23 protein-coding genes are annotated in these 22,829 nt (G+C 62.9%); 15 read left to right on the top strand and 8 right to left on the bottom strand.

The window, feature by feature from the left end:
• Positions 1-29: 29 nt before the first annotated feature.
• Positions 30-755, top strand: a complete 726-nt coding sequence (locus tag KUV41_RS02800) for an ATP-binding cassette domain-containing protein (RefSeq protein ID WP_222484082.1) — start codon at positions 30-32, stop codon at positions 753-755.
• A complete protein-coding gene (locus KUV41_RS02805; protein WP_261395888.1) occupies positions 752-2,260 on the top strand; it encodes a PhnE/PtxC family ABC transporter permease in 1,509 nt (502 codons plus the stop codon). Before KUV41_RS02800 ends, KUV41_RS02805 begins: the two co-directional genes overlap by 4 nt.
• 109 nt (positions 2,261-2,369) lie before the next feature.
• On the opposite strand, the gene KUV41_RS02810 is transcribed toward KUV41_RS02805, so the two are convergent.
• Positions 2,370-2,729 (bottom strand): RidA family protein, encoded by a 360-nt coding sequence (locus KUV41_RS02810; protein WP_222237583.1) that lies wholly within the window; start codon positions 2,727-2,729, stop codon positions 2,370-2,372.
• A gap of 242 nt (positions 2,730-2,971) precedes the next feature.
• Here KUV41_RS02810 and KUV41_RS02815 point away from each other — a divergent pair, with 242 nt between their 5' ends.
• From KUV41_RS02815 to KUV41_RS02830, 4 genes are all read left to right on the top strand, one after another.
• A complete protein-coding gene (locus KUV41_RS02815; RefSeq protein ID WP_206941259.1) occupies positions 2,972-3,250 on the top strand; it encodes a DUF2282 domain-containing protein in 279 nt (92 codons plus the stop codon).
• A gap of 172 nt (positions 3,251-3,422) precedes the next feature.
• Positions 3,423-4,433, top strand: coding sequence for a DUF692 domain-containing protein (locus KUV41_RS02820; protein WP_261395889.1), 1,011 nt, complete (start codon positions 3,423-3,425; stop codon positions 4,431-4,433).
• Entirely contained in the window at positions 4,430-5,374 is a 945-nt protein-coding gene (locus tag KUV41_RS02825; protein WP_222484084.1) for a putative DNA-binding domain-containing protein, read from the top strand. Before KUV41_RS02820 ends, KUV41_RS02825 begins: the two co-directional genes overlap by 4 nt.
• 59 nt (positions 5,375-5,433) lie before the next feature.
• Complete coding sequence (locus KUV41_RS02830; RefSeq protein WP_222484086.1) at positions 5,434-5,907, top strand: DoxX family protein; 474 nt, start codon at positions 5,434-5,436, stop codon at positions 5,905-5,907.
• Between the two features lie 224 nt (positions 5,908-6,131).
• Here the strand turns inward: KUV41_RS02830 and KUV41_RS02835 are convergent, their stop codons facing one another.
• Positions 6,132-6,986, bottom strand: coding sequence for a universal stress protein (locus tag KUV41_RS02835; RefSeq protein WP_222484088.1), 855 nt, complete (start codon positions 6,984-6,986; stop codon positions 6,132-6,134).
• Between the two features lie 169 nt (positions 6,987-7,155).
• Entirely contained in the window at positions 7,156-8,652 is a 1,497-nt protein-coding gene (locus KUV41_RS02840) for a SulP family inorganic anion transporter (protein ID WP_206941266.1), read from the bottom strand.
• 275 nt (positions 8,653-8,927) lie between these two features.
• On the opposite strand from KUV41_RS02840, the gene KUV41_RS02845 reads away from it, so the two are divergent.
• From KUV41_RS02845 to KUV41_RS02880, 8 genes are read left to right on the top strand one after another with little or no spacing between them, the layout of a single operon-like run.
• A complete protein-coding gene (locus KUV41_RS02845) occupies positions 8,928-10,037 on the top strand; it encodes an aminoglycoside phosphotransferase family protein (protein ID WP_222484096.1) in 1,110 nt (369 codons plus the stop codon).
• Positions 10,038-10,082: 45 nt separating this feature from the next.
• A complete protein-coding gene (locus KUV41_RS02850) occupies positions 10,083-11,345 on the top strand; it encodes an ABC transporter substrate-binding protein (protein WP_261395890.1) in 1,263 nt (420 codons plus the stop codon).
• On the top strand, positions 11,332-13,059 hold the full coding sequence (locus KUV41_RS02855; RefSeq protein WP_222484098.1) for an ABC transporter permease: 1,728 nt from the start codon (positions 11,332-11,334) through the stop codon (positions 13,057-13,059). The genes KUV41_RS02850 and KUV41_RS02855 overlap by 14 nt, the downstream gene beginning before the upstream one ends.
• A gap of 24 nt (positions 13,060-13,083) precedes the next feature.
• Complete coding sequence (locus KUV41_RS02860) at positions 13,084-13,803, top strand: ATP-binding cassette domain-containing protein (protein WP_222484105.1); 720 nt, start codon at positions 13,084-13,086, stop codon at positions 13,801-13,803.
• Positions 13,790-14,497: a TIGR04283 family arsenosugar biosynthesis glycosyltransferase gene (locus KUV41_RS02865; protein ID WP_222484113.1), complete on the top strand. Its 708-nt coding sequence runs from the start codon at positions 13,790-13,792 to the stop codon at positions 14,495-14,497. Before KUV41_RS02860 ends, KUV41_RS02865 begins: the two co-directional genes overlap by 14 nt.
• Entirely contained in the window at positions 14,487-15,155 is a 669-nt protein-coding gene (locus KUV41_RS02870) for a TIGR04282 family arsenosugar biosynthesis glycosyltransferase (protein ID WP_222484121.1), read from the top strand. The genes KUV41_RS02865 and KUV41_RS02870 overlap by 11 nt, the downstream gene beginning before the upstream one ends.
• Positions 15,152-15,733, top strand: a complete 582-nt coding sequence (locus tag KUV41_RS02875; protein WP_206941272.1) for a sigma-70 family RNA polymerase sigma factor — start codon at positions 15,152-15,154, stop codon at positions 15,731-15,733. Before KUV41_RS02870 ends, KUV41_RS02875 begins: the two co-directional genes overlap by 4 nt.
• A complete protein-coding gene (locus tag KUV41_RS02880) occupies positions 15,730-15,999 on the top strand; it encodes a zf-HC2 domain-containing protein (protein WP_206941274.1) in 270 nt (89 codons plus the stop codon). Before KUV41_RS02875 ends, KUV41_RS02880 begins: the two co-directional genes overlap by 4 nt.
• A gap of 242 nt (positions 16,000-16,241) precedes the next feature.
• Here the strand turns inward: KUV41_RS02880 and KUV41_RS02885 are convergent, their stop codons facing one another.
• A complete protein-coding gene (locus KUV41_RS02885) occupies positions 16,242-16,730 on the bottom strand; it encodes a DUF302 domain-containing protein (RefSeq protein WP_222162755.1) in 489 nt (162 codons plus the stop codon).
• 266 nt (positions 16,731-16,996) lie between these two features.
• Between KUV41_RS02885 and KUV41_RS02890 the strand changes: the two genes are divergently transcribed.
• On the top strand, positions 16,997-17,668 hold the full coding sequence (locus KUV41_RS02890; RefSeq protein WP_222484124.1) for a DUF3047 domain-containing protein: 672 nt from the start codon (positions 16,997-16,999) through the stop codon (positions 17,666-17,668).
• 11 nt (positions 17,669-17,679) lie between these two features.
• On the opposite strand, the gene purU is transcribed toward KUV41_RS02890, so the two are convergent.
• Genes purU through KUV41_RS02910 form a run of 4 tightly spaced genes read right to left on the bottom strand, consistent with a single transcriptional unit; the run spans position 17,680 to position 22,820 of the window.
• Entirely contained in the window at positions 17,680-18,591 is a 912-nt protein-coding gene (gene purU / locus KUV41_RS02895; protein WP_222484126.1) for a formyltetrahydrofolate deformylase, read from the bottom strand.
• On the bottom strand, positions 18,588-19,265 hold the full coding sequence (locus KUV41_RS02900; protein ID WP_261395891.1) for a sarcosine oxidase subunit gamma: 678 nt from the start codon (positions 19,263-19,265) through the stop codon (positions 18,588-18,590). Before KUV41_RS02900 ends, purU begins: the two co-directional genes overlap by 4 nt.
• On the bottom strand, positions 19,258-22,398 hold the full coding sequence (locus KUV41_RS02905) for a sarcosine oxidase subunit alpha family protein (protein WP_222484128.1): 3,141 nt from the start codon (positions 22,396-22,398) through the stop codon (positions 19,258-19,260). The genes KUV41_RS02900 and KUV41_RS02905 overlap by 8 nt, the downstream gene beginning before the upstream one ends.
• Positions 22,395-22,820: a sarcosine oxidase subunit delta gene (locus KUV41_RS02910; RefSeq protein ID WP_222484129.1), complete on the bottom strand. Its 426-nt coding sequence runs from the start codon at positions 22,818-22,820 to the stop codon at positions 22,395-22,397. The genes KUV41_RS02905 and KUV41_RS02910 overlap by 4 nt, the downstream gene beginning before the upstream one ends.
• Positions 22,821-22,829: the final 9 nt, after the last annotated feature.

Genomic DNA, 22,829 nt, shown 5'->3' on the forward strand with positions numbered 1-22,829 from the left:
TGTCACAAGGCCCCAAAGACACTGCCTCGATGTCCGAGGCAGTGGACTTCACTGGCCTGAGCCTTGACGGCGAGGATCTCGGTCACGGACGGCAGATCGTGTTGAGGGATGTCCGGCTGCGATTGGAGCCAGGCCAACGAGTGGCGCTGCTCGGGGAGAGCGGCGCCGGCAAGTCCACCCTGCTGGCCACCTTGCGTCAGCGTCTGGGAGCGCACGCTGCCTGGTGTCCACAACACCATGGTCTGGTGCCCCAGCTCTCGGTCTACCACAACGTCTACATGGGACGACTGGAGCACCACTCGGCGCTGGCGAACCTGTGGAACCTGGTGCGGCCACTGGCCAGCTGCTGGAAGGACATCACCGCGCTGTGCCAACCGCTAGGCCTCGACGGACTCGCCCGACGACCGGTGGGCCGCCTTTCCGGCGGCCAGCGCCAGCGCGTGGCCATCGCCCGGGCCCTCTACCAGCAGCGGCCGGTGTTCATTGGTGACGAGCCCGTCGCCAGCGTCGACCCCCATCAAGCCATGTCCCTGCTGGACCGGATTGACGCCCAGCACACCACGACGGTCATGGCGCTGCACCAGCGGGAACTGGCCCTGAGCCACTTTGACCGGGTCTGGGGCTTGGCTGACGGACGACTCGTGCTGGATGCCCCCAGCCAGACCCTGAGCCTTGCCGACCTGGACGCGCTGTACCCAAGTGCGACGGCTGCGCCTGACGCGTCCGCCAACACCAGTGAGTCAGCGATCCCATGATGGCCAGCGGTGACTCCCGTCCCGGTCTGCTGGCCGGCGACGGTATCGGCGCTCGGCTGACCCGGCATAGCCTGTGGCTGATCGCGCTGGCCCTGATCGCCATTCCGCTGGCGGACCTCGAGATTCTCAGCCGTGACCCCTGGGCGGAGCTGGGACGCATGGCGCTGGGCCTGGCGCTGCCGGATCTCGGTGCCATCGAAACGCCACTCCAGGCCATCGGCCTGACCGTCGCGGTGGCGTTCTGGGGAACCTTGAGCGGTGTCGTGCTCGGTTTGCCACTGGCATTGGTCTACTCGCGCTCGCGCTGGGTGCGCGCTGCCTCGGCGGGTGTGCGCGCGGTGCACGAGTTGTTCTGGGCCCTGCTGTTCCTGCAGGTGTTTGGCCTGTCGGCGCTGACTGCCCTGGCGGCACTGGCGATCCCCTATGCTGGCATCTTCGCCAAGGTCTACGCGGAGATTCTGGAGCAGACCCCGCGGGCCGCCCAGGAGGCCCTGCCGGAGGGCACAAGCCGGCTGGCCAGGCTGGCCTATACCGAACTGCCGCTGGCATTCGCCCAGTTGGCCGCCTATACCCGCTACCGCTTCGAGTGCGCGCTGCGTGCCAGTGTTCTACTGGGCTTCGTCGGCTTGCCGACGCTTGGCTATCAGCTCGAGAGTGCCTTTCGCGAAGGCCGGTATCACGAAGCAGGGGCCCTGCTGTGGCTGTTCTACGCCTTGATCGCCACCTTGCCCTGGTGGGCCCATCGCCGCCTGCTGCTGCCGCTGGGTATCGCCAGTGTCACCCTGCTGGGACCATGGCCAGAGATCGATGGGGGGCTGCTGTGGCGCTTCGTCAGCCAGGATATCTGGCCTCGTGCCCTGCTGACGGGCGATATCAGCGGCCTTGTCGACTGGCTGATGGGCTTGCCTGCCCTGGTGACAGCGGTCGCCAATACCCTGCTGCTGGGCTTGCTCGGCACGGTGGGCGCTCTGCTGATCGCACTGGCGCTGTGGCCGCTGGCATCACGTCACTTCGGCAACCCGCTGACGCGGGGCGCAGGACGGGGCATTCTGATCCTGCTGCGCTCTACCCCAGAGCTGATGCTGGCCTTCATCTTTCTGCTGCTGCTGGGCCCGTCGTTGCTGCCCGCCTGGCTGGCACTGGCACTGCACAATGGCGCATTGATTGCCTTTCTGGTCAGTCGCCACGCCCATGCCATTGAGCCCGGCATGGCAGGGCTGCCGGCATCAGGACGGCTGGCCTACGAGCTGCTGCCCCGGGTCTACCCAGGCATGCTGGCCCTGGTCTACTACCGGGCCGAAGTGATTCTGCGGGAGAGCGCGCTGCTGGGCATGCTCGGGGTGGCCACCCTGGGTGACATCATCGACGATGCCTTCCAGATGCTGATGTTCGACGTGGCCTTCGCCCTGCTGGTGGTGACGGCACTGCTCAATATCCTGGTCGACGCCCTGGCGAGGCGTCTGCGTCCCTGCGAGCCGCCCATCGACGATCCCTGCCTGCGCTGACCTCATGCTGGAAACGACGACGCCGACCCAAGGGTCGGCGTCGTGGCTTACGATCTGCTGCACAACGGGCTGAACCAGTGTCGAGCTCAGCCGTTCACCGCAGGATGCCTCACCCCTTGATGGCAGCGGTCACGGTAATCTCGACCTTCAACTCGCCCGCCGGCATCGGCGCACAGACGCAGGTGCGAGCCGGAGCGTGACCTTCCGGTACCCAGGCGTCCCAGACCGCATTCATGGCCGCGAAATCCTCGCCTTCTTTCAGGTAGATGGTCGCGCTCAGCAGGTGCTCGCGATCACTGCCGACTTCGGCCAGCAGCTCGTCCACGCGCTCGAGCATGCTGGTGGTCTGGGCGGTGATATCGCCCTCACGCGCTTCGGGGCCGGCTACCTGGCCACACAGGTAGGCCACTCCCTGATGAATGACACCACGGCTCATGCGGGTCTTGGTGTCATGACGCTGAATGCTCATCGCGCTCTCCAAAAAAAGTGATATCAACTGTAAATTAGCAACAAGGAAGATGTTTCATCCGCCGTCTTCCCGGTAGTCTCGCCGGCTGCCTTGGGCCGGCGTTCAATATAGCCAACTTTCGCCTGCACGAGATAGCCCGATCGGGCGTTTTTGGCGGCACAACAGTGTCAGGTCTCTCTCATGAGGACGACTGAGTGATGACAGCCCGGCTGTCACCTTGTCTAAAACATGAGGGTTTACCAATGAAGCGTTCCATCATGATGGCAGCAGTGCTGTCGACCGCCATGGCACAAGCAGGAGTGATCGCTACCGCCCAGGCCGCCGACGGCGACATGGAAAAGTGCTACGGCATCTCACTGGCAGGCGAAAACGACTGCAAGGCAGGCCCAGGAACCACCTGTGCGGGCACCTCTACCGTCGACTACCAGGGCAATGCCTGGACGCTGGTTCCCGAGGGGACCTGTACCGGCATCGAGACCCCCCACGGCAATGGCAGCCTGAGCGAAGTCGAACGCCCCTGACGTCGAGTCAGACCTTCGACCACCGCGGGGCCAGGCGGACATGACCCCGCGGACTTCTTCCGCTTGAGGCCAGAAGCCCCGTGGCTGAAGACCTCAGCTCGCCGTAAGGTGCCGACCGTCATCGACAGCTGGCGCCATGCAGGCGGCAAACGCCGCCAACGCGGAGTTCATCATGACGACACCCTCCACGCCCCCCGCCAAGACATCCTCGCTCACAGACTCGGTGTCGTCGGCCTGGACGCCGCCAGGGTCGTCCCGGGCGACGGCACTGGCCGCCAAGGCGAGCGCGCCAGCGGCGACCACCGGATTGCCGCTGCCACTGGCTGCCATGGGCATCGGCCTGAAGTTTCAGCATCTACAGGAACTTGCCGCGCTGGAGAGCGGGCCTGACTTTCTCGAGCTCCACGCAGAAAACTACATGAATGCGGGAGGCCCGGTACAGGAACAGCTGGCGGTGCTGTCGCGTCGCTATCCGCTATCGGTGCATGGTGTGGGGTTATCCCTCGGAAGCGCTGAAGGCATCGATCCGGAGCACCTCAAGCGCCTGACGACGCTGGTCGACCAGCTCAAACCGGCACTGGTATCCGAGCATCTGGCCTGGAGCCGCCTGGATGGGCACAGTTACAACGATCTACTGCCCGTGCCTCTGAACCAGGAGTCTCTCAGGGTGATGTGCGACAACGTGGCACGCACCCAGGACAGCCTGGGGCGCCAGCTGCTGGTAGAGAATCCGAGCCTGTATGTCAGGCTGGATCAGACCATGAGCGAGACACAGTTTCTGCAGGCCCTGGTGGAGGCGACTGGCTGCGGGCTGTTGTTCGACGTCAACAATGCCTTTATCAGCGCCGCCAACCTGAATCGTGACCTGGACAGCTATCTGGAGGAAGTGCCCTGGCACGCGGTAGGTGAATGGCACCTGGCCGGCCATACCCAGGACAGCACCAGCGACCTCTATATCGACGACCACGGCAGCCCGGTGGCAGACCCGGTATGGCAACGTTATCGGCAGGTGGCCCGCCTGCGCCCGGAACTTCCCACCCTGGTGGAATGGGACAACAGAGTGCCACCGCTATCTCGTTGGCTGGAAGAAGTGGCGCTGGCACGACGCCATCATGCCGGCGCCCAGGATGCTCCACCCTCGCAACAGGCGACGACTTTACCCGCTAGCGGAGTCTTGCCATGAGCCGCCTACAGGACTGGCAGCGCCACTTCATCGACGCTGTGCGCCAACCCCATCGCCCTTCCTCGCCGATAGCCGATACCCCAGGCCTCGATGTCTATCGCAATAACATTCGCTCGAGTCTGATCGAGGCGCTCAAGGACACCTTTCCCCACACACTGACCCTGCTGGGAGAGCGCTGCTTCGTCGGTGAGGCCTCACGCTTCGTCGCCCATCATCCTCCCAGGGACCCTCGTCTGGCCCACTACGGCGGTGACTTCGTCACTGCGCTCAGGCAGTCACCTGACGTGTCGCGCTATCGTTTTGTTGCCGATATCGCGGGTCTTGAGCATGCCCGACTCAGGGTCAGCCATGCCGCCGACAGTATCCCACTGGAAGCCTGTGAACTGGGCGCCTGTCTCGACAGCGTCAGCTGTCTGGTACAGGCCTTGCCCGCCAGTCGGTGCGTCTCTTGCGAGCACGATGTGGAAGGGCTGTGGCAGGCCCTGGAAAGAGGAGAAGGCAGCGCTCCGCTAGGGTCACAGGGACCCGGACATTGGCTGCTGGTGCGCCACGGCCAACGCGTCCAGATGACCCCCATCGATGACGTGACCGCAAACCTCCACCGGCGGCTTGATGGGACGACGTCACTGGCTCAGGCCCTCGGCGAGATGGAGCAGGAGCTGGCCGGGGGGCTACGTGCCAGCGACTCACTGGACGACCTGCTGGGGCGTGCCCTCGGCACACTGGTGGGTCAGGGGGCGCTATTCAAGCCCGCTGAGGCGTTTCATCAACCCGCTGAGGCTTTTCATAAAACCGCTGAGGCTCTCCATCAACCCGCCGAGGCTCTTCATAAAACCGCTGAGGCTCTTCATAAAACCGCTGAGGCTCTCCATCAACCCGCTGAGGCTCAACCACCCAAGGAAGCGTCACACAACGCCGGTGCAACACCGCCACCCGTCTGAGCCAGCCGACGTTCAGGTATCGCTGACAGCGTCTTTCTCGACCGCCAATGAGGATCGCCATGAGCATTCATACCACCCTGCTGACCACCTACGGACAGGCCTCGCGATGGCTGGACCAGCGTTCGCTGGATCTTGTGCTGGTCCTCATGCGACTGGTTGTCGGCACCGTCTTCTTTCAGTCCGCCCTGACCAAGGTGGACGGCGTTGGCCTTGCCGACAGCACGTTCTTCCTGTTCGAGCACGAATACGCGCTGCCACTGATCTCCCCCGTGCTAGCCGCCTATCTGGCGACACTGGCAGAGTTTTCCCTGTCGCTGCTGCTATGGGCGGGACTTGCTACGCGGCTTGCGGCCACGGGACTGCTGATCATGACGCTGGTGATCCAGACCTTCGTCTACCCAGAAGCCTGGGTCACTCACGGGCTATGGGCTGCCAGTCTGGCCACCCTGGTGCTACGCGGGGCGGGACGACTCTCGCTGGATAAGCTGCTGTGCCGACAATTGTGCAAGCGGCCAGAAAGCGGGCAGCCGTAGTGTCAGGCACTGATGCCAAGAAGGCGGGTCGGCAGGAGACAGGCTGGAAGGAGACAGAACGGAGGGAGACGGCAAGACGAACGACGGGAGCCGCCTTCAACAACAAGACGGCTCCCGGTTTTCTTCTGAGAACTTCTCTGGAAACGTAGCGGCCTGGCGCGGCTCTCGCCCCGAACGCAGCGCAGCTCTTGGTGCAGAACACAGCGCAGCTTTAAGTGCGGAAGTCAGCGCAACAATAGTACCGGCAAGCTGGTACGTCTCAGTACGCTGGTCGTGGTGCTGCCCACCAGCAGGTGCCGAATACGCGAGTGGCCGTAGGCACCCATCACCACCATGTCGATAGCATGTTGCTGCTGGTAGTCGCACAGGGCCTCTTCAACGTCGCCCGCGTAGATGCCACCTTCGGCCTCATGACCGGCCTCTCGCAGGGTCGTCAAGGCCCACTCCAACTGGCTGCGGTGGTCGCCGGTATCGGCTCCCACCATCACCACATGGCAGTCAATGCCATTGAACAGCGGGCTACGCGCCAGCAACTCAACCCCCTTGCGGGTGGTGTTGCTGCCGTCGAAGGCGATCATCACTCGCTTGGGCACGCTGAAAGACTCAGGCACCATCAGGATCGGCCGGTGCAGTCCGCGAACTACCCGCTCCAGATTCGACCCAAGGTGTTCGCTGGCCTGTTGGGCGCTCTCGCCGCGCTTGCCAATCACCAGCAGACGAATCTCATTCTCGAGCTCGAGCACTGTCTCGACCAGGGTGCCATTACGCTGGCGACAGTTGGGCTCGGAGATGCCGGCCGCCATGACGCGATCCTTGGCCGCCTTCAGCATCAGCCGGCCATGCTCCTGGGCAACCTTGGCACGCCGCTCGTCCAGGCTCGCCAACTCTTCCAGCAGGTGTTCGCGGGCACCCAATCCCAGATTTCCAGACAGGTCTGCCTCTGCTGTCTGAGGGTGATTGTCCACCACATGAAGGAAGGTCAGCGGCGCACCCAGGGCCTGACTGGCCCAGGCGGCTACGTCGCACACGCTTTCGGCAAACTGCGACCCATCGATGGCAGCCATCACCTGTTCTGTCATGATTCTCATCCTGCCTGGCGTTGATGGATAAAGGGCCCCGAAAGACGGCGAGGCGCCCCGGTGTCCTTGCATGATGCCGCGTGGCAGCGCGACCCGTCTCGTCACTCTCTCATGCCACACGTACTTGTGTCTCGGTGCCCCACCTATCGTGCAGCACCTGTCACCGTGATCAGTGTCCGCCCATCAGCTTTTCCACCGCTGCGGGATTATCGTGGATGGCATAGCGATCAACGATGGTCGCGCTGGCTTCATTGAGACCGATCAACTCCACCTCGGTGCCCTCACGACGGAACTTGATGACCACCATATCCAATGCCTGCACCGCCGTGATATCCCAGAAGTGAGCGCGAGATAGATCAATCACCACTTTCTCGACACTTTCCTTGAAGTCGAAGGCAGCGGAGAAGCGCTGGGAAGAGGCGAAGAAGACCTGTCCAATGACCCGGTAACGGCGCCCCTGACGCTCGTCACCTTCGAGTTCCTCACTGGCAACGTAGAGGAAGTTGCCCACCTTGTTGGCGAAGTTGAGCGCAGCGATCAACACCCCTACGAAGACCCCAATGGCCAGGTTGTGGGTCCACACCACCACGGCCACTGTCGCGATCATGACAACATTGGTCGACATGGGGTGTTTCTTGAGGTCGCGCAGAGAACTCCAGCTGAAGGTACCGATGGACACCATGATCATGACAGCGACCAGGGCGGCCATGGGGATACGCGACACCCAGTCGGACAGGAACACCACCATCAGCAGCAGGAAGATGCCTGCCAGAAAGGTCGACAGGCGACCGCGACCGCCTGACTTGATGTTGATGACCGACTGGCCGATCATCGCGCAGCCTGCCATGCCACCCAACAGGCCTGTGCCGATGTTTGCCATGCCCTGGCCCTTGCACTCACGATTCTTGTCGCTGGGGGTGTCGGTCAAATCATCGACGATGGTGGCGGTCATCATCGACTCGAGCAGGCCCACCACGGTCAGCATGATCGCGTAGGGGAAGATGATGCCCAGGGTCTCCAGGTTCAGCGGTACGTCTGGCCACAGGAACACCGGCAAGGTATCCGGCAACTCGCCCATGTCGCCGACCGTGCGGATATCCATGCCGCTGAGCAGATACACGGCGGTCAGCACCAAAATGCACACCAGCGGAGACGGTAGCAGCTTGCCGATGCGCGGAACGTAGGGAAACAGGTAAATTATGCCAAGCCCCGCTGCCGTCATCGCGTAGACATGCCAGGTGACGTTGGTCAGCTCGGGCAGTTGCGCCATGAAGATGAGAATGGCCAGGGCGTTGACGAAGCCGGTGACCACAGAGCGCGACACAAAGCGCATCAAGTCAGCCAGGCGCAGGTAGCCCGCCACGATCTGCAGCACCCCGGTCAGCAGAGTGGCCGCCAGCAGATATTGCAGGCCGTGCTCTTTCACCAGGGTCACCATCAGCAGCGCCATCGCGCCGGTCGCCGCGGAAATCATGCCCGGCCGACCGCCGGCAAAGGCAATGATGACGGCCATGGAGAAGGAAGCATACAGGCCGATCTTGGGATCGACGCCAGCGATGATGGAAAAGGCGATGGCTTCGGGAATCAGCGCCAGCGCGACGACGATGCCGGACAGCACGTCGCCCCGAATATTGGAGAACCAGTCTTGTGTGATCGATCGCATCATGAGGCGGTCCAGGGGATGAGTGTGAAATGAGGCCGCGGTCAGCCGGCGCCAGCCGCTTCTCCACGAGGAAGCAGCGCTCTAGGCATGGTGCCTGGCGCTCGCTGATCGTGTCTGACGGGAAGTGGCGCAGTCTACCAGAAGCACACCCGCAAGGCGACGCCAGGCACGCTGCAAGGCCTGACCTGCACGGCATCGCCCATTGGCCAGCGGCGAAAAAAACCTGTAAGGATCGAGCAGGTGGTTCGACTTATGACAAAACGTCCAAGGAACGCGACATGGAAAAGTGCGCCCCGCCCAAGCCTAGCGAGCGTGATGGCCCTCCCCTGGCTGCGCTCAAGCAGAGCTTGTCGAGGCACGGTTGGCCCTTGCCCCAGCCCCCTGCATGCACGGACTCACTGCTGCAACCGCTAGCCGATACCGGTCTGGCACATTGGCACGTTCGATTGCCCCACAGCAGCGAAGACGGCGCCTGGCTGGCACGACTGCCCAAGCAGAGTCAGCTGGGTCTGGATGCCGCCAGCAACCTCAACTACCAGGTGACCTGCTTCACCCGGGCGCAAGCCAGTGGCCATACCCCAAGACTCAACGACTGGCTACCCTGCGACGAGCTGTTGCCCAGGGGTGGCCTGGTAGTGGAAGCCATTGACGGCCGTTCGGCCAGGTTACCCAGCGACCTGCCCGCCATGACCACCGCCCTGGCCAGCTTGCACAGCCTGCCGCTGCCTGCCCTTGAGCAACGATCACCGTTGCTATCACCTGCCGACCCCTGGCGGGATATGCTCGATGATGTGCGGGCCCAAGCCCGGCACCTGCCCGACGCCAACCTGAGCCGCCACAGCCTGCCGCTGATCGAAAAGGCCCTGTCACAGCTGCCCTCGCAACTCCCCGTCGCCAATGCCGCCGTGAGCCTCATCAGCTTCGACGCCCACCCCGGCAATTTCCTGATCACGCCAGAGGGCCGGGCAGTGCTGGTGGATCTGGAAAAGTGCCGCTACTCACTGCCGGGATTCGACCTCGCGCACATGAGTCTGTATACCTCTACCACCTGGGACCTGCACAGTCGCGCGGTGCTGTTCATCGAAGATCTGGTGGCGCTCTACCAGCGCTGGCGGGCGCGCATGACCGAAAGCGGGCGCGACACGCATTGGCGCAACCTGATGGCCTGTCGCCATGCCATGTGGCTGTGGTCACTGACCTGGTGTGCCAAGTGGCGCGCGCAGCAGCATCAGCAGATAGATCGTCGCCATCGCGGTGAAGACTGGTCCGCTCAGCTCAGCCAAGCCGCGCTGGTCGATCACGTGGCCGACCGCGTGGATCACTACCTGTCCGCCCCCATCATCCAACGAGTCACCGACGAGCTGGCGGAGCTGGCCGATGCGGGTTGACTCGACTCCAGCGTTTACGCCTGCTCATTGCACAAGGATGCGATCATGACCCGCTTTGCGTCACGCACACCCCTATCCGCCGTTGTCCGTCGACTCGCCGTCACCATGCTGGCGCTGGCTCCGGTCCAGGCCACTCTGGCCCAGAGCTCACCGCCACCCCACCCGCTGCTCCAGCAAGACTGGAGCGACGTCGAGCAGCAGGCTGAGGGTCAGACCGTCTACTTCAACGCCTGGGGAGGCGATCCCAACGTCAATGGCTATCTCGACTGGGTGGCAGGTCAACTCGATCAGCGATACGACGTCGAGCTGGTGCACGTCAAGCTGGAGGACACTGCCGCCGCCGTATCCCGCGTGTTGGCGGAAAAGTCCGCAGGCAACGTCGACCAGGGAGCCATTGACCTCATCTGGATCAATGGCGAGAATTTTTCTGCCATGAAGGAAAATGGGCTACTGCTGGGCCCCTTTGCCCAGCGCTTGCCCAACTTTGCGCTGACCTCCCCCGATGCGAATCCCGAAATGACCACGGATTTCACCGTGCCGACTGACGGCTACGAGTCGCCTTGGGGAAAAGCACAACTGACGTTCTACTACGACAGTGACCGTGTCGACTCCCCCCCGCAGTCTCTTGATGCACTGCTGCAATGGAGTCATCAACATCCAGGCCGCTTCACCTATCCGCTGGTCCCGGATTTCCATGGCTCCACGTTCCTCAAGCAGGCGCTTCTCGCATTGGTCGACGACCCCGCCGTGCTCTCCCGCCCAGCCAGCGAGGTTGATGCCGAGGCGATCATGACGCCACTGTGGGATTATCTCGATGCCTTGCACCCGCAGCTGTGGCGTCAGGGACGTGACTTCCCCGCCTCCGGGCCTGCCATGCGCAGCCTGATGGGTGATGGCGAGCTGTCACTGGCCTTCACCTTCAACCCGGCGGAACCCGCGGCGGCGGTCAGCTCCTACCAGCTGCCTCCTTCGATCCGCAGCTACGTGCTGGAAGGGGGCACCATTGGCAACGTTCATTTCGTGACGATTCCGTTCAACGCCAGCCATGTGGCCGGCGCCATGGTCACCGCCAACTTCCTGCTGTCCCCGGAAGCTCAGGCGCGCAAGCAACAGCTGGATGTGTGGGGCGACCCCACGGTCCTCGACCTCGAGCGTCTGGACAGCGACCAACGGGATGCCCTGACGCCCATGGATGACCAGCCTGCGCGCCTGCCCGTTACTGAACTGCAAAACACCTTGCCTGAACCCCATCCGAGCTGGATGGAAGCCGTCGAGGCCGGCTGGCTGGAGCGATATGGCACGCGTTGACCAGCGTATCCTGGCCGTCGACACCTGGTTTGTGAGATTGACACGCTGGGCGCCTCTACTCACCGTGTTACTGCTTGTCGTGCCGGTCATGGTGGGCGTTGCTGGCGTCACGGCGCCAGCCTTTGGCTGGCTGCCTGCGCTGGGCGGGGAAAGCCTCAGCCTGGCGCCCTGGGTCGCGCTGTGGCACACCCCAGGCCTGGGCGAGATGATCACGATGAGCCTTTCCACGGGCTTGATCAGCACGGCGGTGGCGCTGGTCATCGTCATCCTGTTTCTCGGGGCCTTCGCCGACAGCGCGGCCTTTGTCTGGCTCAAGCGCCTGCTATCGCCTCTGCTGGCCGTGCCTCACGCGGCAGCGGCCATTGGCTTGGCCTTTCTGCTCGCCCCGTCGGGACTGGCCATGCGGCTCGTTTCGCCCGGTTTGAGCGGTCAACAGGTGCCGCCGGACTACCTGTTCCCCGGTGATCCTCACGGCATTGCCCTGATCGCTGGGCTGGTGGTCAAGGAAGTCCCCTTCCTGCTGCTGATGAGCCTGGCGGCGTTGCCTCAATGCCAGGCCCATCATCGCCGCCACCTGGCCCTGTCGCTGGGCTACTCTCCCGTCACCGCCTTTCTCAAGGGCGTCTTGCCGAGCCTGTATCCATTGATCCGGTTGCCGGTCTATGCGGTGATCGCCTTTGCTTCGTCCAACGTCGATGTCGCCATGATTCTGGGCCCTTCGACTCCTCCGCCCCTGGCCGTCAGCGTTGTGCGCTGGCTAGGGGACCCGGACCTTTCCATGCGTTTCATGGCATCCGCGGCTGCGCTCACCCAGCTGGCGGTCACGCTGCTGGCGCTCGGCATATGGTGGTGCATCGAGCACGCTATTCGCCTGCTGGCCACACCCTGCTTGACCGATGGTCAGCGCCACCTTGGCCAGCGTTTGGGGGTGGTGCTGGGCGGTGGACTAACCTGGCTCAGCGCGGGCCTGCTGTGCGCCAGCTTGCTGGGACTGGTGCTGTGGTCTCTGGCCGCCTATTGGCCGTTTCCTGCCAGCTGGCCAACCCCGCTGACCCTGGCCAACTGGCGCGCTGCACTGCCGGGACTCCTGCCCGCTGCAGGTACCGCGCTGGCCCTGGCAGTGGCTGCAACCCTACTGTCGACGATACTGGTCGTCGGCTGCCTCGAAAGCGAATCCCTGCATCAGCGCAGCATGGGCAAGGGCGCCACCCTGGTGCTCTACCTGCCACTGCTGGTGCCGCCCGTGGCCTTTCTCTACGGCCTCGTTCAGCTTCAGGCTCAGCTGTTTCTGATGCCAGGATTTGTCCTGGTCGTGGTCGGCCACAGCCTGTTCGTATTGCCATACGTGTTTCTGTCCCTGGCCGAGAGCTACCGCCGCCTGGATCCCCGCTGGAGCCAGGTCGCCGCCAGCCTTGGCAAGAGCCACGCCAGCATCTTCCTGAGGGTACGCTTGCCCCTGCTGCTCGCGCCGATGGCGACCGCCATGGCGGTGGGTCTGGCCGTCAGCATCGGCCAGTACCTGCCGACCTTGCTGTTGGGCGCGGGCAGACTGACCACGCTGACCACGGAGGCGGTTTCTCTGGCGTCCGGCGGCGACCGCCGGCTGACCGCTATCTATGCCCTGGCTCAACTGGCACTACCGGCCATTGGCTTTGCCTTGGCCATTGGCCTGCCTCGTCTGTTGCATCGACGGCGGCGAGCCCTGTTGACCTGACTCCACACAACCCGCGAGACCGCTATGCCCGAACTACGAGACACCGCTGGTACGTCGCGCCGCCCGTTGATCTTTGACGGCGTGAGCATCAGCCTGCAGGAGACACCGCTCGTCTCTCTGTCGGCACGCATCGACGCCGGAGAGGTCGTCAGCGTGATGGGACCTTCTGGTGTGGGAAAGTCCACCCTGCTGGCGTTTGCCGCGGGCTTCCTCGCTCCGGCCTTTCACGCCAGCGGGGACGTTCGCCTGGGAGATCAGTCGATCACGTCACTGCCGACGGCCGCTCGTCGACTTGGCTTGCTGTTTCAGGATGCCCTGCTCTTTCCCCACCTTAGCGTTGCTGGCAATCTCGCCTTTGGCATGCCTACGTCTCGACATCGCCGCCAGCGCCGAGAGGTCATCGATCAAGCCCTGTCGGACATCGGCCTGGAAGGTTTCGGCGAGCGCGACCCCGCCACCCTCTCGGGGGGCCAGCGTGCTCGCGTTGCCCTGATGCGTACGCTGCTGTCGAGCCCCCAGGCCATGCTACTGGACGAGCCATTCTCGAAGCTGGATGCCACCCTGCGCCAGGAGATGCGCGAACTGGTCTTTGGCCGCATACGGGAATACGGACTGCCTGCACTGCTGGTCACCCACGACCGGGCCGACGCCGAGGCCGCCGCAGGACCGATCATTGAGCTGTCGAGTGCCAGCACGGGACAGACCACCAGCACATGGCGGAGCGCACAGCATGCCCGACGCTGAGGCACTTGCCACGACGCCGCAACTCACCGTCATCATCCCCACCCTGAATGAGGCCAACATCATCACCGCTAGCCTTGACCGACTGGATGGCTGGCGCCGCGCAGGGGCCGAGATCATCGTCGTCGATGGTGGCAGCAGCGATGGCACCTGTGCGCTGGCGACGTCACGGGCAGACCGGGTGATCTCCGCCGCTGCGGGGCGAGCCCGGCAGATGAACGCAGGCGCCGCCTCGGCTCGCTCGCCGGTACTTCTGTTTCTCCATGCGGACACTCAATTGCCGCCCGACGCCATGCCAGCGGTGTTGAAGGCCGTTGAAGCCCGTGCCTGGGGACGCTTTGACGTTCGCATACGCGGCCACTCGTCGATGCTGCCGATAGTGGCCGCCTGCATGAACCTGCGCTCGCGACTGACGGGCATCGCCACCGGAGATCAGGCCCTGTTCATGCAACGCGCCACCTTTGTCGACCTGGGCGGCTTCCCGGACCAGCCCCTCATGGAAGACATCGAAATGTCCAGGCGACTCAAGCGTTCCTCTCGTCCCGCTTGCCTCAGGCTAAAAGCCACCACCGACGGGCGTCGCTGGGAAAAAAGAGGCCTCGCTGCGACGATCTGGCTGATGTGGCGGCTGCGCTTTCGCTACTGGCGCGGCGCCAGTGCTGTAGATCTCGCCAAGGAGTATCACCATGTGCGATGACAGCGCGCACTGTCAGGGGCCGGACACCACCGATGGCGACCTGCCTGTCATCTCGATTCTGGCCAAGGCCCCACTTGCAGGACTGGCCAAGACACGCATGATCCCTGCACTAGGCCCAGAGGGAGCGGCGCGCCTCCAGCATCGATTGATCGAGCACACGCTAAAAGTGGCACTGGAGGCGACATCTGCAAGTCGGATTACGCTGTGGACAGCACTGGATCATCAGCACCCCTGCTTTTTGCAGGCGCAGGATCGCTGCGGTATTCGCCTTGCCCGCCAGCCCGACGGCGACCTGGGAGCGAGGATGTATGCGGCACTGGCCGCGACTGACGCCCCAAGTCTATTAATCGGCACAGATTGCCCGTTATTGGATAAGAAATTACTGAAAACTTGTCAGAAACGACTCAAACAGGTAGACAGCGTCTTTCTTCCCGCGGAGGACGGCGGCTATGCTCTGGTTGGAGTTCGCCGACATGACCCACGACTCTTTGAGGGAGTCGACTGGGGCACGTCCGGGGTCATGTCCCAGACGCGCGCACGTCTGGCGGAGCTTTCTTGGACATTTGAGTGTCCAAGCACGGTCTGGGATCTGGATACCCCCCAGGACCTGGCTCGACTAGCCGACATGGAAGCCCTCTCGCTGGAGATTATGCCGTGACCGAAGACACCCTCACTGACCGACACAAGAAGCTTGCCGCGGTTCGCCCTCGCTTGCTGTCCTTTGCACGCATGCACCTGCGCGACCATGCCGCCGCCGAGGATGCGGTGCAGGAAGCGATGATTGCCGCCATCGAGAAAAACGACAGCTTTTCAGGTCGCTCCGGCTATGAGACCTGGGTCTTCGGCATCCTCAAGTACAAGCTGCTGGATCAGATGCGCCAGCAGAAACGTCACGGTCGCTGGGAACCCTTTGACGAAGAAACGACGGATGATGCCATTGATCGCATGTTCCAGCAGGACGGGCATTGGACTCACGAGGCCAAACCCCAGGCCTGGGACACGCCAGAGCAGGCATTCGAGAACGAGCATTTCTGGAAAGTATTTGACGCCTGTATGCTGGGCCTTCCTGACAACGTGGCACGGGTATTCACTCTGCGCGAATTAATGGGCCTTTCTACCGAAGATATCTGTAAGGAAGTGGGCATCAAAGAAAACAACGCATGGGTGATCCTGCACCGGGCTCGCCTCAAGCTTCGCGCTTGTATTGAAAAAGGTTGGAAGGAGGATGCGGCATGATGATGTGCAAGGCCGCTACCAAGCTGATGTCGAAGCAGCTGGATGCGCCCCTGACGACGCGAGAGAAGCTCTCGCTTCGTTTTCACCTGATGCTCTGTTCGGTCTGCCGTCGATGTGACAAGCAATTCGAGATGTTAAGAAAGGCGGGACGAGCCTATGGGGGGGCCTCCGCTGACAAGGCTGAACACCACTGCATGGCTAGCGAAGAGGACATGAAGAAAGTTCAGGAAGCGATTGCCCAGGCGGAAGAACGCCGCCAGGGATAATCGCCAGCCTATCCCCCGGCGGATCGCGTAGCGCTCGAGCTTCGACGGCTACAGCGAAAGCTTCAATGAACTACAGCAGAAGCTTCGACGACTACGGTATCAGCCCCGTTTGTCACACTCTTGTGAACCCCGCCTACAGGCTATCTCTCCTACCTGCTACCGAGACAGCCTGACGGCGGTATTCCGCATCACGCGTACCGCCAGCAATCAACCGCACGGATCTGAGCGCCGGCGACTGCTGGCTAGTCACCCGCCGCTTCCTGTGCCAGCCCCGACAAGGCTTCTGCGATCTGGTCGATGGGCAGTTCACAGTCACCTAGCCCATGCCGCTTTGCCAGGTAATGCGGGTCATTCCACTCGAGCACCAGGTGATCGTCCTGCTGGCGAACCACCATTTTCTGGGGCAGATCCAGTGCCGTGCTGCCGTGACACTGCATCAGGCGTGTCCCTACCTCGGGCTTGCCGAAGATGTAGGTGCGCGTCGGCGGCAGTTCAAGGCCTACACCCTCCGCATTAGCCTGGTGGTCTACCATCGCCATCAAGCCCATGCCACGCTTCTCCAGACCCTGCCTGAAGCGCGCATCGACATCTTCTACGCTGTCCTGTGACGTCAGGCTGGCCACACCCGACTCATCGATCTGGGACTCTGCCGCTACACTTCCTGATCCGGCCAATACCAGACCCATGATCAGGCCCCCGACCCACTTCCTGCTGTAGTGACGCTGCCTCATACGATGGTTTCCTTGTTCAACGAGTGACACTGTTAGCTTGCCCATTGCCAGCGTGGAAGACGCAAGCTTGATCAACTTAAGCATGGACGAGGTAAGCATGGACAAAATAAGTGCCGCCCGACAAGTCGACATATGCCAATGACGCTGCGTGGTCGTGTAAGGATCGCGCAGTGCCTACCGACTCTGCAAAGCCTACCAACACTGCAGAGAAAGTAGGCTTTTGGCTAGCCATGTTTGCCCTACCGTCGCTATGGAGCCCGCCATCTATGCCTGTGTCCCACCGCCGTGCCTCTATCACGCTGCTATTGACCGCCTGTGGCGCCCTCTCGTTCGCTTCGACGCTCCAGGCGGCAAGCTTTTCGCCCCACGTCTTGCTCTCCTGGCCAACCCGATCCTTCGAAGGCGAGACGTCGTATCGCGTAACAGCGCAAGAGGGCACCCAGGCACTTGAAGCACGTGCCAGGGGACAGGCGTCGGCCAAGTACCTGGAGCGTGAGATCGACCTGAAGGAGACACCTTATCTGCGCTGGTGCTGGCGCGTCTCGGGGGTCTATGACAACGTCAATGAGCGCAGCAAGGCAGGCGACGACTACCCTGCCCGCGTCTATGTCGCCAGAAAGACCGGACTGCTTCCCTGGCAGGTAGAGTCGGTCAACTACGTGTGGTCATCGAACCAGCCCCGTGGTAACAGTTGGCCCAATGCCTTTACCGATAGAGCCATCCTGCTGGCCTTGCAGGGCGGTGACGAGAAGGTGGGTCAATGGGTGGCAGAAGTCCGCGACGTGGCCGCCGACTATCGCAGGCTGTTCGGCACTCAGCCCGACAGTATCGATGGGCTTGCCCTGATGAGCGATGGCGACAACGCAGGCGGTGATGCCACCGCCTGGTTTACCGGCCTTGAAATGAGCGCCTCGGCCTCACCGCCCAGCTGTCCGTAGAACAGCATTTATCATCGCTGAAACACCACCGTGCGGTTGCCGTTGAGAAACACCCGCCTCTGCAGATGCAGGGCAACCGCTCGTGCGAGCGTCAGACATTCGATGTCACGCCCTCGGGCGACCAGGTCATCCGCTGTATCGGCGTGGGTGACTGGCTCGACGCCCTGGCTGATGATCGGCCCCTCATCCAGGTCGTCATTAATGTAGTGCGCCGTGGCACCGACCAGCTTGACCCCTTTCTCGAAGGCCTGGTGATATGGCCTGGCCCCCTTGAATCCTGGCAACAGCGAGTGATGAATATTGATCGCTCGGCCGGCCAGACGCTCACTCATGTCGCTGGACAGTACCTGCATGTAACGCGCCAGGATCACCAGCTCAGCACCGCAATCCTCGATAATCTGCCACACCTTCGCTTCCTGCTCGGACTTGGTGTCCGCGCTGATCGGGCAATGGTGGTAAGGCAGCCCGTGCCATTCGGCCAAGGGCGCGAGGTCCGGGTGATTGGATACGATGGCCTTGATCTCGACCGGCAGCTGTCCGGTGCGATAGCGATAGAGCAAGTCATTGAGACAATGATCTGCCTTCGACACCATGATGACCACCGGCGTCCGTCGATCAGGGGCCGTCAGCTCGAAAGTCATGGCAAACTCGGCGGCACGCTCGGAAAACCGTTGCTCAAAATCCGTGGCCGAAAAGCCCCCGTCAGCCGAGCCGATGCTGGATGGCCCGCCCCCTCCCGGGGGGCGAAACTCGGTGCGAATGAAGAACCGGCTGGAGCTGGCATCATCAAAGGACTGCTGCTCAGTGATATAGCACCCGTGCTCGCGCAGGAAGCGGGTCACCACGTCCACGGTGCCAAGGCGGCTTGGGCACTGGGCGGTCAGAATCCAGTTGGCAAGGCCCGTCGTGCGGTCAGTGCTCATGCGCGCTCCCCATCAACGGCGTCATCGACGTCACGCTCGACGCCGATGGCAAACTCCTCACCAGCATCCAGCAGCCATCGATAAACGTAGTCGACGAAGCTCGCCCGAACCACCAGCTCCCAGCCTTTGTCGTCAGGCCGTCTGAGGATCACGCTGGACTTGGCGAACACCGTCGTCACCCCCTTGCCAAGGGGAAAGTGACGAGGGTGAACGTCGTAGACGACCGATTTCATCAGTAGCTCGCGCATGGCATCGTCATCACCGCTCAAGGCGATCACCGTCTGTCCTGCACTGACATCGATGAAAGCGACGCTGGCATCCCCCAGCACCGCGCGCAGGTCGAGCTCGACCCGATGGGCATCGCCAGGGGGCAGTATCGCCAGCCATTCGTCCGGCGACAGCCATTGCAAAGACGCCGCGTCACCCTGCACCAGTTCGTGGGGACGCGCCGGCAGCGCCAGCCCCAACACGCTGCGCACGGCTTCATCCAGCACGATGGCCCCACCCCGCAGAATGAGATGGTCGTGCCGGCGTTCTCGCATCACGACGCGAGACGCCGTCGATGGTGCCGGAACACCGACATGCTGATAGGACCAGGCCAACGGCGACGTCATGACCGATCTGCTGTGGGGATAGGCATCAAAGACATGCACAGTAGGCATCACTTCAGACATTCTGGCGCTCTCCCTTCGGATCGAGGAACACGGTAGAGACGATGCGCGCCTCGTGAGTCTTGCCATCCACACAGGGAAGATAGACGGTCTCGCCCAGGCGCTGATGACCTCCCTTGACCACCGCCAGGGCGAAGCCGGTCTCGAGGGTCGGGCTGTAGTAGCTTGAGGTGACGTGGCCCACCATGGGCATCGGCACCGGATGTTGCGGGTCGAGCACAATCTGCGCGCCCTCTTCCAACACCACCTCGGGGTCGACGGGGCGCAGCCCGACCAGTTGCTTGCGATCTTGCCGCGCGGTATCAGTGCGGCTCAGGGCGCGCTGTCCGACCCAGGAGAACGGCTTGTCGTAGCCTATCGCCCACTGCATGCCGAGATCCTCCGGCGTCACCGAGCCATCGGTATCCTGACCGGCGATGATGAAGCCTTTCTCCGCCCGCAGCACGTGCATGGTTTCGGTACCGTAGGGGGTGAGGTCATACTTTTCGCCATGGGCAAACAGCGTCTTCCACACATGCAGGGCGGCGTGGGCCTGCACGTTGATCTCGAAGGCCAGTTCACCGGTGAAGGAGATTCGGAAGATGCGCGCCGGCACCCCGGCCACCCTGCCCTCTCGCCACTCCATGAACTTGAACGCCTCGCGATCCAGGTCGATATCCTCGACCACTTCACTCATCAGCTCACGCGCCTTCGGCCCCGTCACGGTCATGGTCGCCCAGTGATCCGTGACCGAGCTGAAGGTCACGTCGAGATCCGGCCACTCGGTCTGGTGCCACAGCTCCAACCATTCGAGAACGCCAGCGGCTCCGCCGGTTGTGGTGGTCATCAGGAAATGGTTCTCGGCCAGACAGCTGGTCGTACCGTCATCCATGACCATGCCGTCGTCCTTGCACATCAGCCCGTAACGCACCTTGCCCACGCCCAGCTTGGCCCACTTGTTGGTGTAGATGCGGCCGAGGAACTCGCGGGCATCGGGGCCCTGGATGTCGATCTTACCCAGGGTCGAGGCATCGAGGATCCCGACGCCCTCGCGGACCGCCAGGCATTCACGCTTCACCGCCTCATGCATCGTTTCAGGCTGGCCATTGTGGCGCCGTGGAAAGTACCAGGGGCGCTTCCACTGCCCGACATCCTCGAACTCGGCCCCTCGCTCCACGTGCCAGGAGTGCAGAGCACTGTAGCGCTCAGGATCAAACAGTGCTCCACAGTGGCGCCCCACCACCGCGCCGAAAGTGACCGGCGTATAGTTGGGCCTGAATACCGTGGTACCGACCTCGGGAATCGAACGGCCCAGGCAGCGAGCGGCGATGGCCATGCCATTGATGTTGCCCAATTTGCCCTGATCGGTGCCGAAGCCCATGGCGGTATAGCGCTTGACGTGCTCGATGGATTCAAAGCCTTCACGGGTGGCCAGCTCGATGCCGGCAGCGGTGACATCGTTCTGCAGATCCACAAACTGCTTGGGGGCACGCAAGGTCGGTTTATCGTGGGGAACCTGGAACAGCGCCACCGCCTCGCCCTGGCGCACTTCCGTCACCTTGGGAAGCCGGCCTTGCGAGCCAGCGTGGCTGTCATTGTCGTCAGTGCCGACGCTGTCAGAACTGTGGCTGTCAGTACCGTTGCTGTCAGTATCATTAAGCTTCGTACCCTGACCGCCGACATCCAGGTTCGCCTCTGCCGCCGCCTGGCGACCCGCCTCCTGCCCCTCGGCCAGGGTGGCCGCCAGGGTAAAGGTGCCACCGGCACTGCCCGCCACCAGCATGCCCTGGGGCAAGCTGGGCACGAAGGCGATCAGGTCGTCGCGCCAGCTCGGCCGTGCCCCGGTATGCGACGCCAGGTGAATCACCGGGCTGAATCCGCCGGACGTCGCCAGCGTGTCGCAGGCCAGGGTCTCAGCGCTTCCGGCGAGGCCGAAGCCGTCGATATCGATGGCCGCCACCCGCACCGAGGCAACGCGCTGCTCGCCGCGTGCCTCGATCACTGCCGAACCTGGCAGGATGCGGACACCTCGTGCTCTGGCCTGCTCGACCAGCTCGCCGTCAGGGGCAGAGCGGGCGTCCGCCACCGCGACCACCTCGCGGCCAGCGTCGAGCCAGTCAAGCACCGCACGATAGCCGTCATCGTTACTGGTGGACACCACCAGGCGCTGTCCCGGCACTACGCCATAGCGACGAATATAGGTCGACACCGCCGAGCACAGCATATTGCCTGGCACGTCATTACCGGCATACACCAGCGGACGTTCGTGGGCTCCTGTGGCCAGCACCACCCGAGCGGCACGCACGCGATGCAGGCGTGAGCGCGCCTGGCGCCGCCCCTCGATTCGAGGAGCACAGTGCCCAAGATGTTCAGTGCGCCGTTCATGCAGCGTGACGAAATGATGGTCGTGGTAGCCGTTGGCCGTGGTGCGGGGCAACAGGGTCACATCAGCACAGGCGGCGAGCTCTGCCACGGCTTCCTCGACCCAGGCGCTGGCCGGGCCATCATTGAGTCGCTCACGGCAATCCAGCAGCGAACCACCGAAGGATTCATGCTCGTCACACAGGATGACCCGAGCCCCCGAGCGGGCAGCCTCCAGGGCGGCGGCAAGACCAGCAGGGCCCGCCCCAATCACCAGCACCTCGCAATGACGGTTGATGTGATCATAGATATCCGGATCGGCTTCCATGGGGCTACGCCCCAGGCCCGCACTCTTGCGGATATAGCGTTCATAGGTCATCCACAGCGAGGCCGGTGCCATGAATGTCTTGTAATAGAAGCCAGGGGGCATCAGCTTGCCACCGACCTTGCCCAGCATGCCCATCAGGTCCCGCTGGACGCTTGGCCAGCCATTGGTGGAGCGAGCGTAGAGGCCATCGAACAAGGCCTGCTGGGTAGCCCGCACATTGGGCACCTGCTCTGCCTCATGCTGGCCAAGCTGGACCACGGCATTGGGCTCCTCGGCTCCAGCCGCAACGATGCCGCGGGGCCGCGAGTACTTGAAGCTACGATTGACGACATCGACCCCGTTGGCCAGCAGCGCCGACGCCAGCGTATCGCCCTGATAGCCGGTGTAGGACTTGCCGTTGAAGGTAAAACGCAGGGGCACGCTGCGATCGATCAGGCCCCCTGTCTCGAGGCGGTTGAGCTGGCTCATGCGCGCACCTCCCGGGTATAGGAAGAATCGTGGGACGCGTCGTGGGATGAGGCGTGAGACGAGAGCTGGGACGTGGCACGGCCCGCGCCGCCATGGCCGTCATCACTGGCCTCAGCTGGTACCGTCTTGCCGTCAGGATTGGCCTGGGTGAATCGCGGCGCCTCGCCGATGCGGTAGGTCTCGAGAATCTCGTAGGTCTGGGTGTGGCGCGTCATGTTGAAGAACTTGCGACAGCCGACCGCATGAACCCACAGCTCGTGATGAATACCCCGCGGATTGTCACGAAAGAACAGATAGTCCCCCCAGGCTTCATCCGAGCACTGGGCAGGATCCTCGGGCCGCTGAATATGGGCCTGTCCCTTGGGGTGAAACTCTTCTTCCTCGCGCCACTCATTGCAGTGGGGGCAATGGATGTAAAACATGCAAACCTC

This window comes from Halomonas sp. DP8Y7-1 (genome assembly GCF_019801685.1).
Classification (GTDB): domain Bacteria; phylum Pseudomonadota; class Gammaproteobacteria; order Pseudomonadales; family Halomonadaceae; genus Halomonas; species Halomonas litopenaei_A.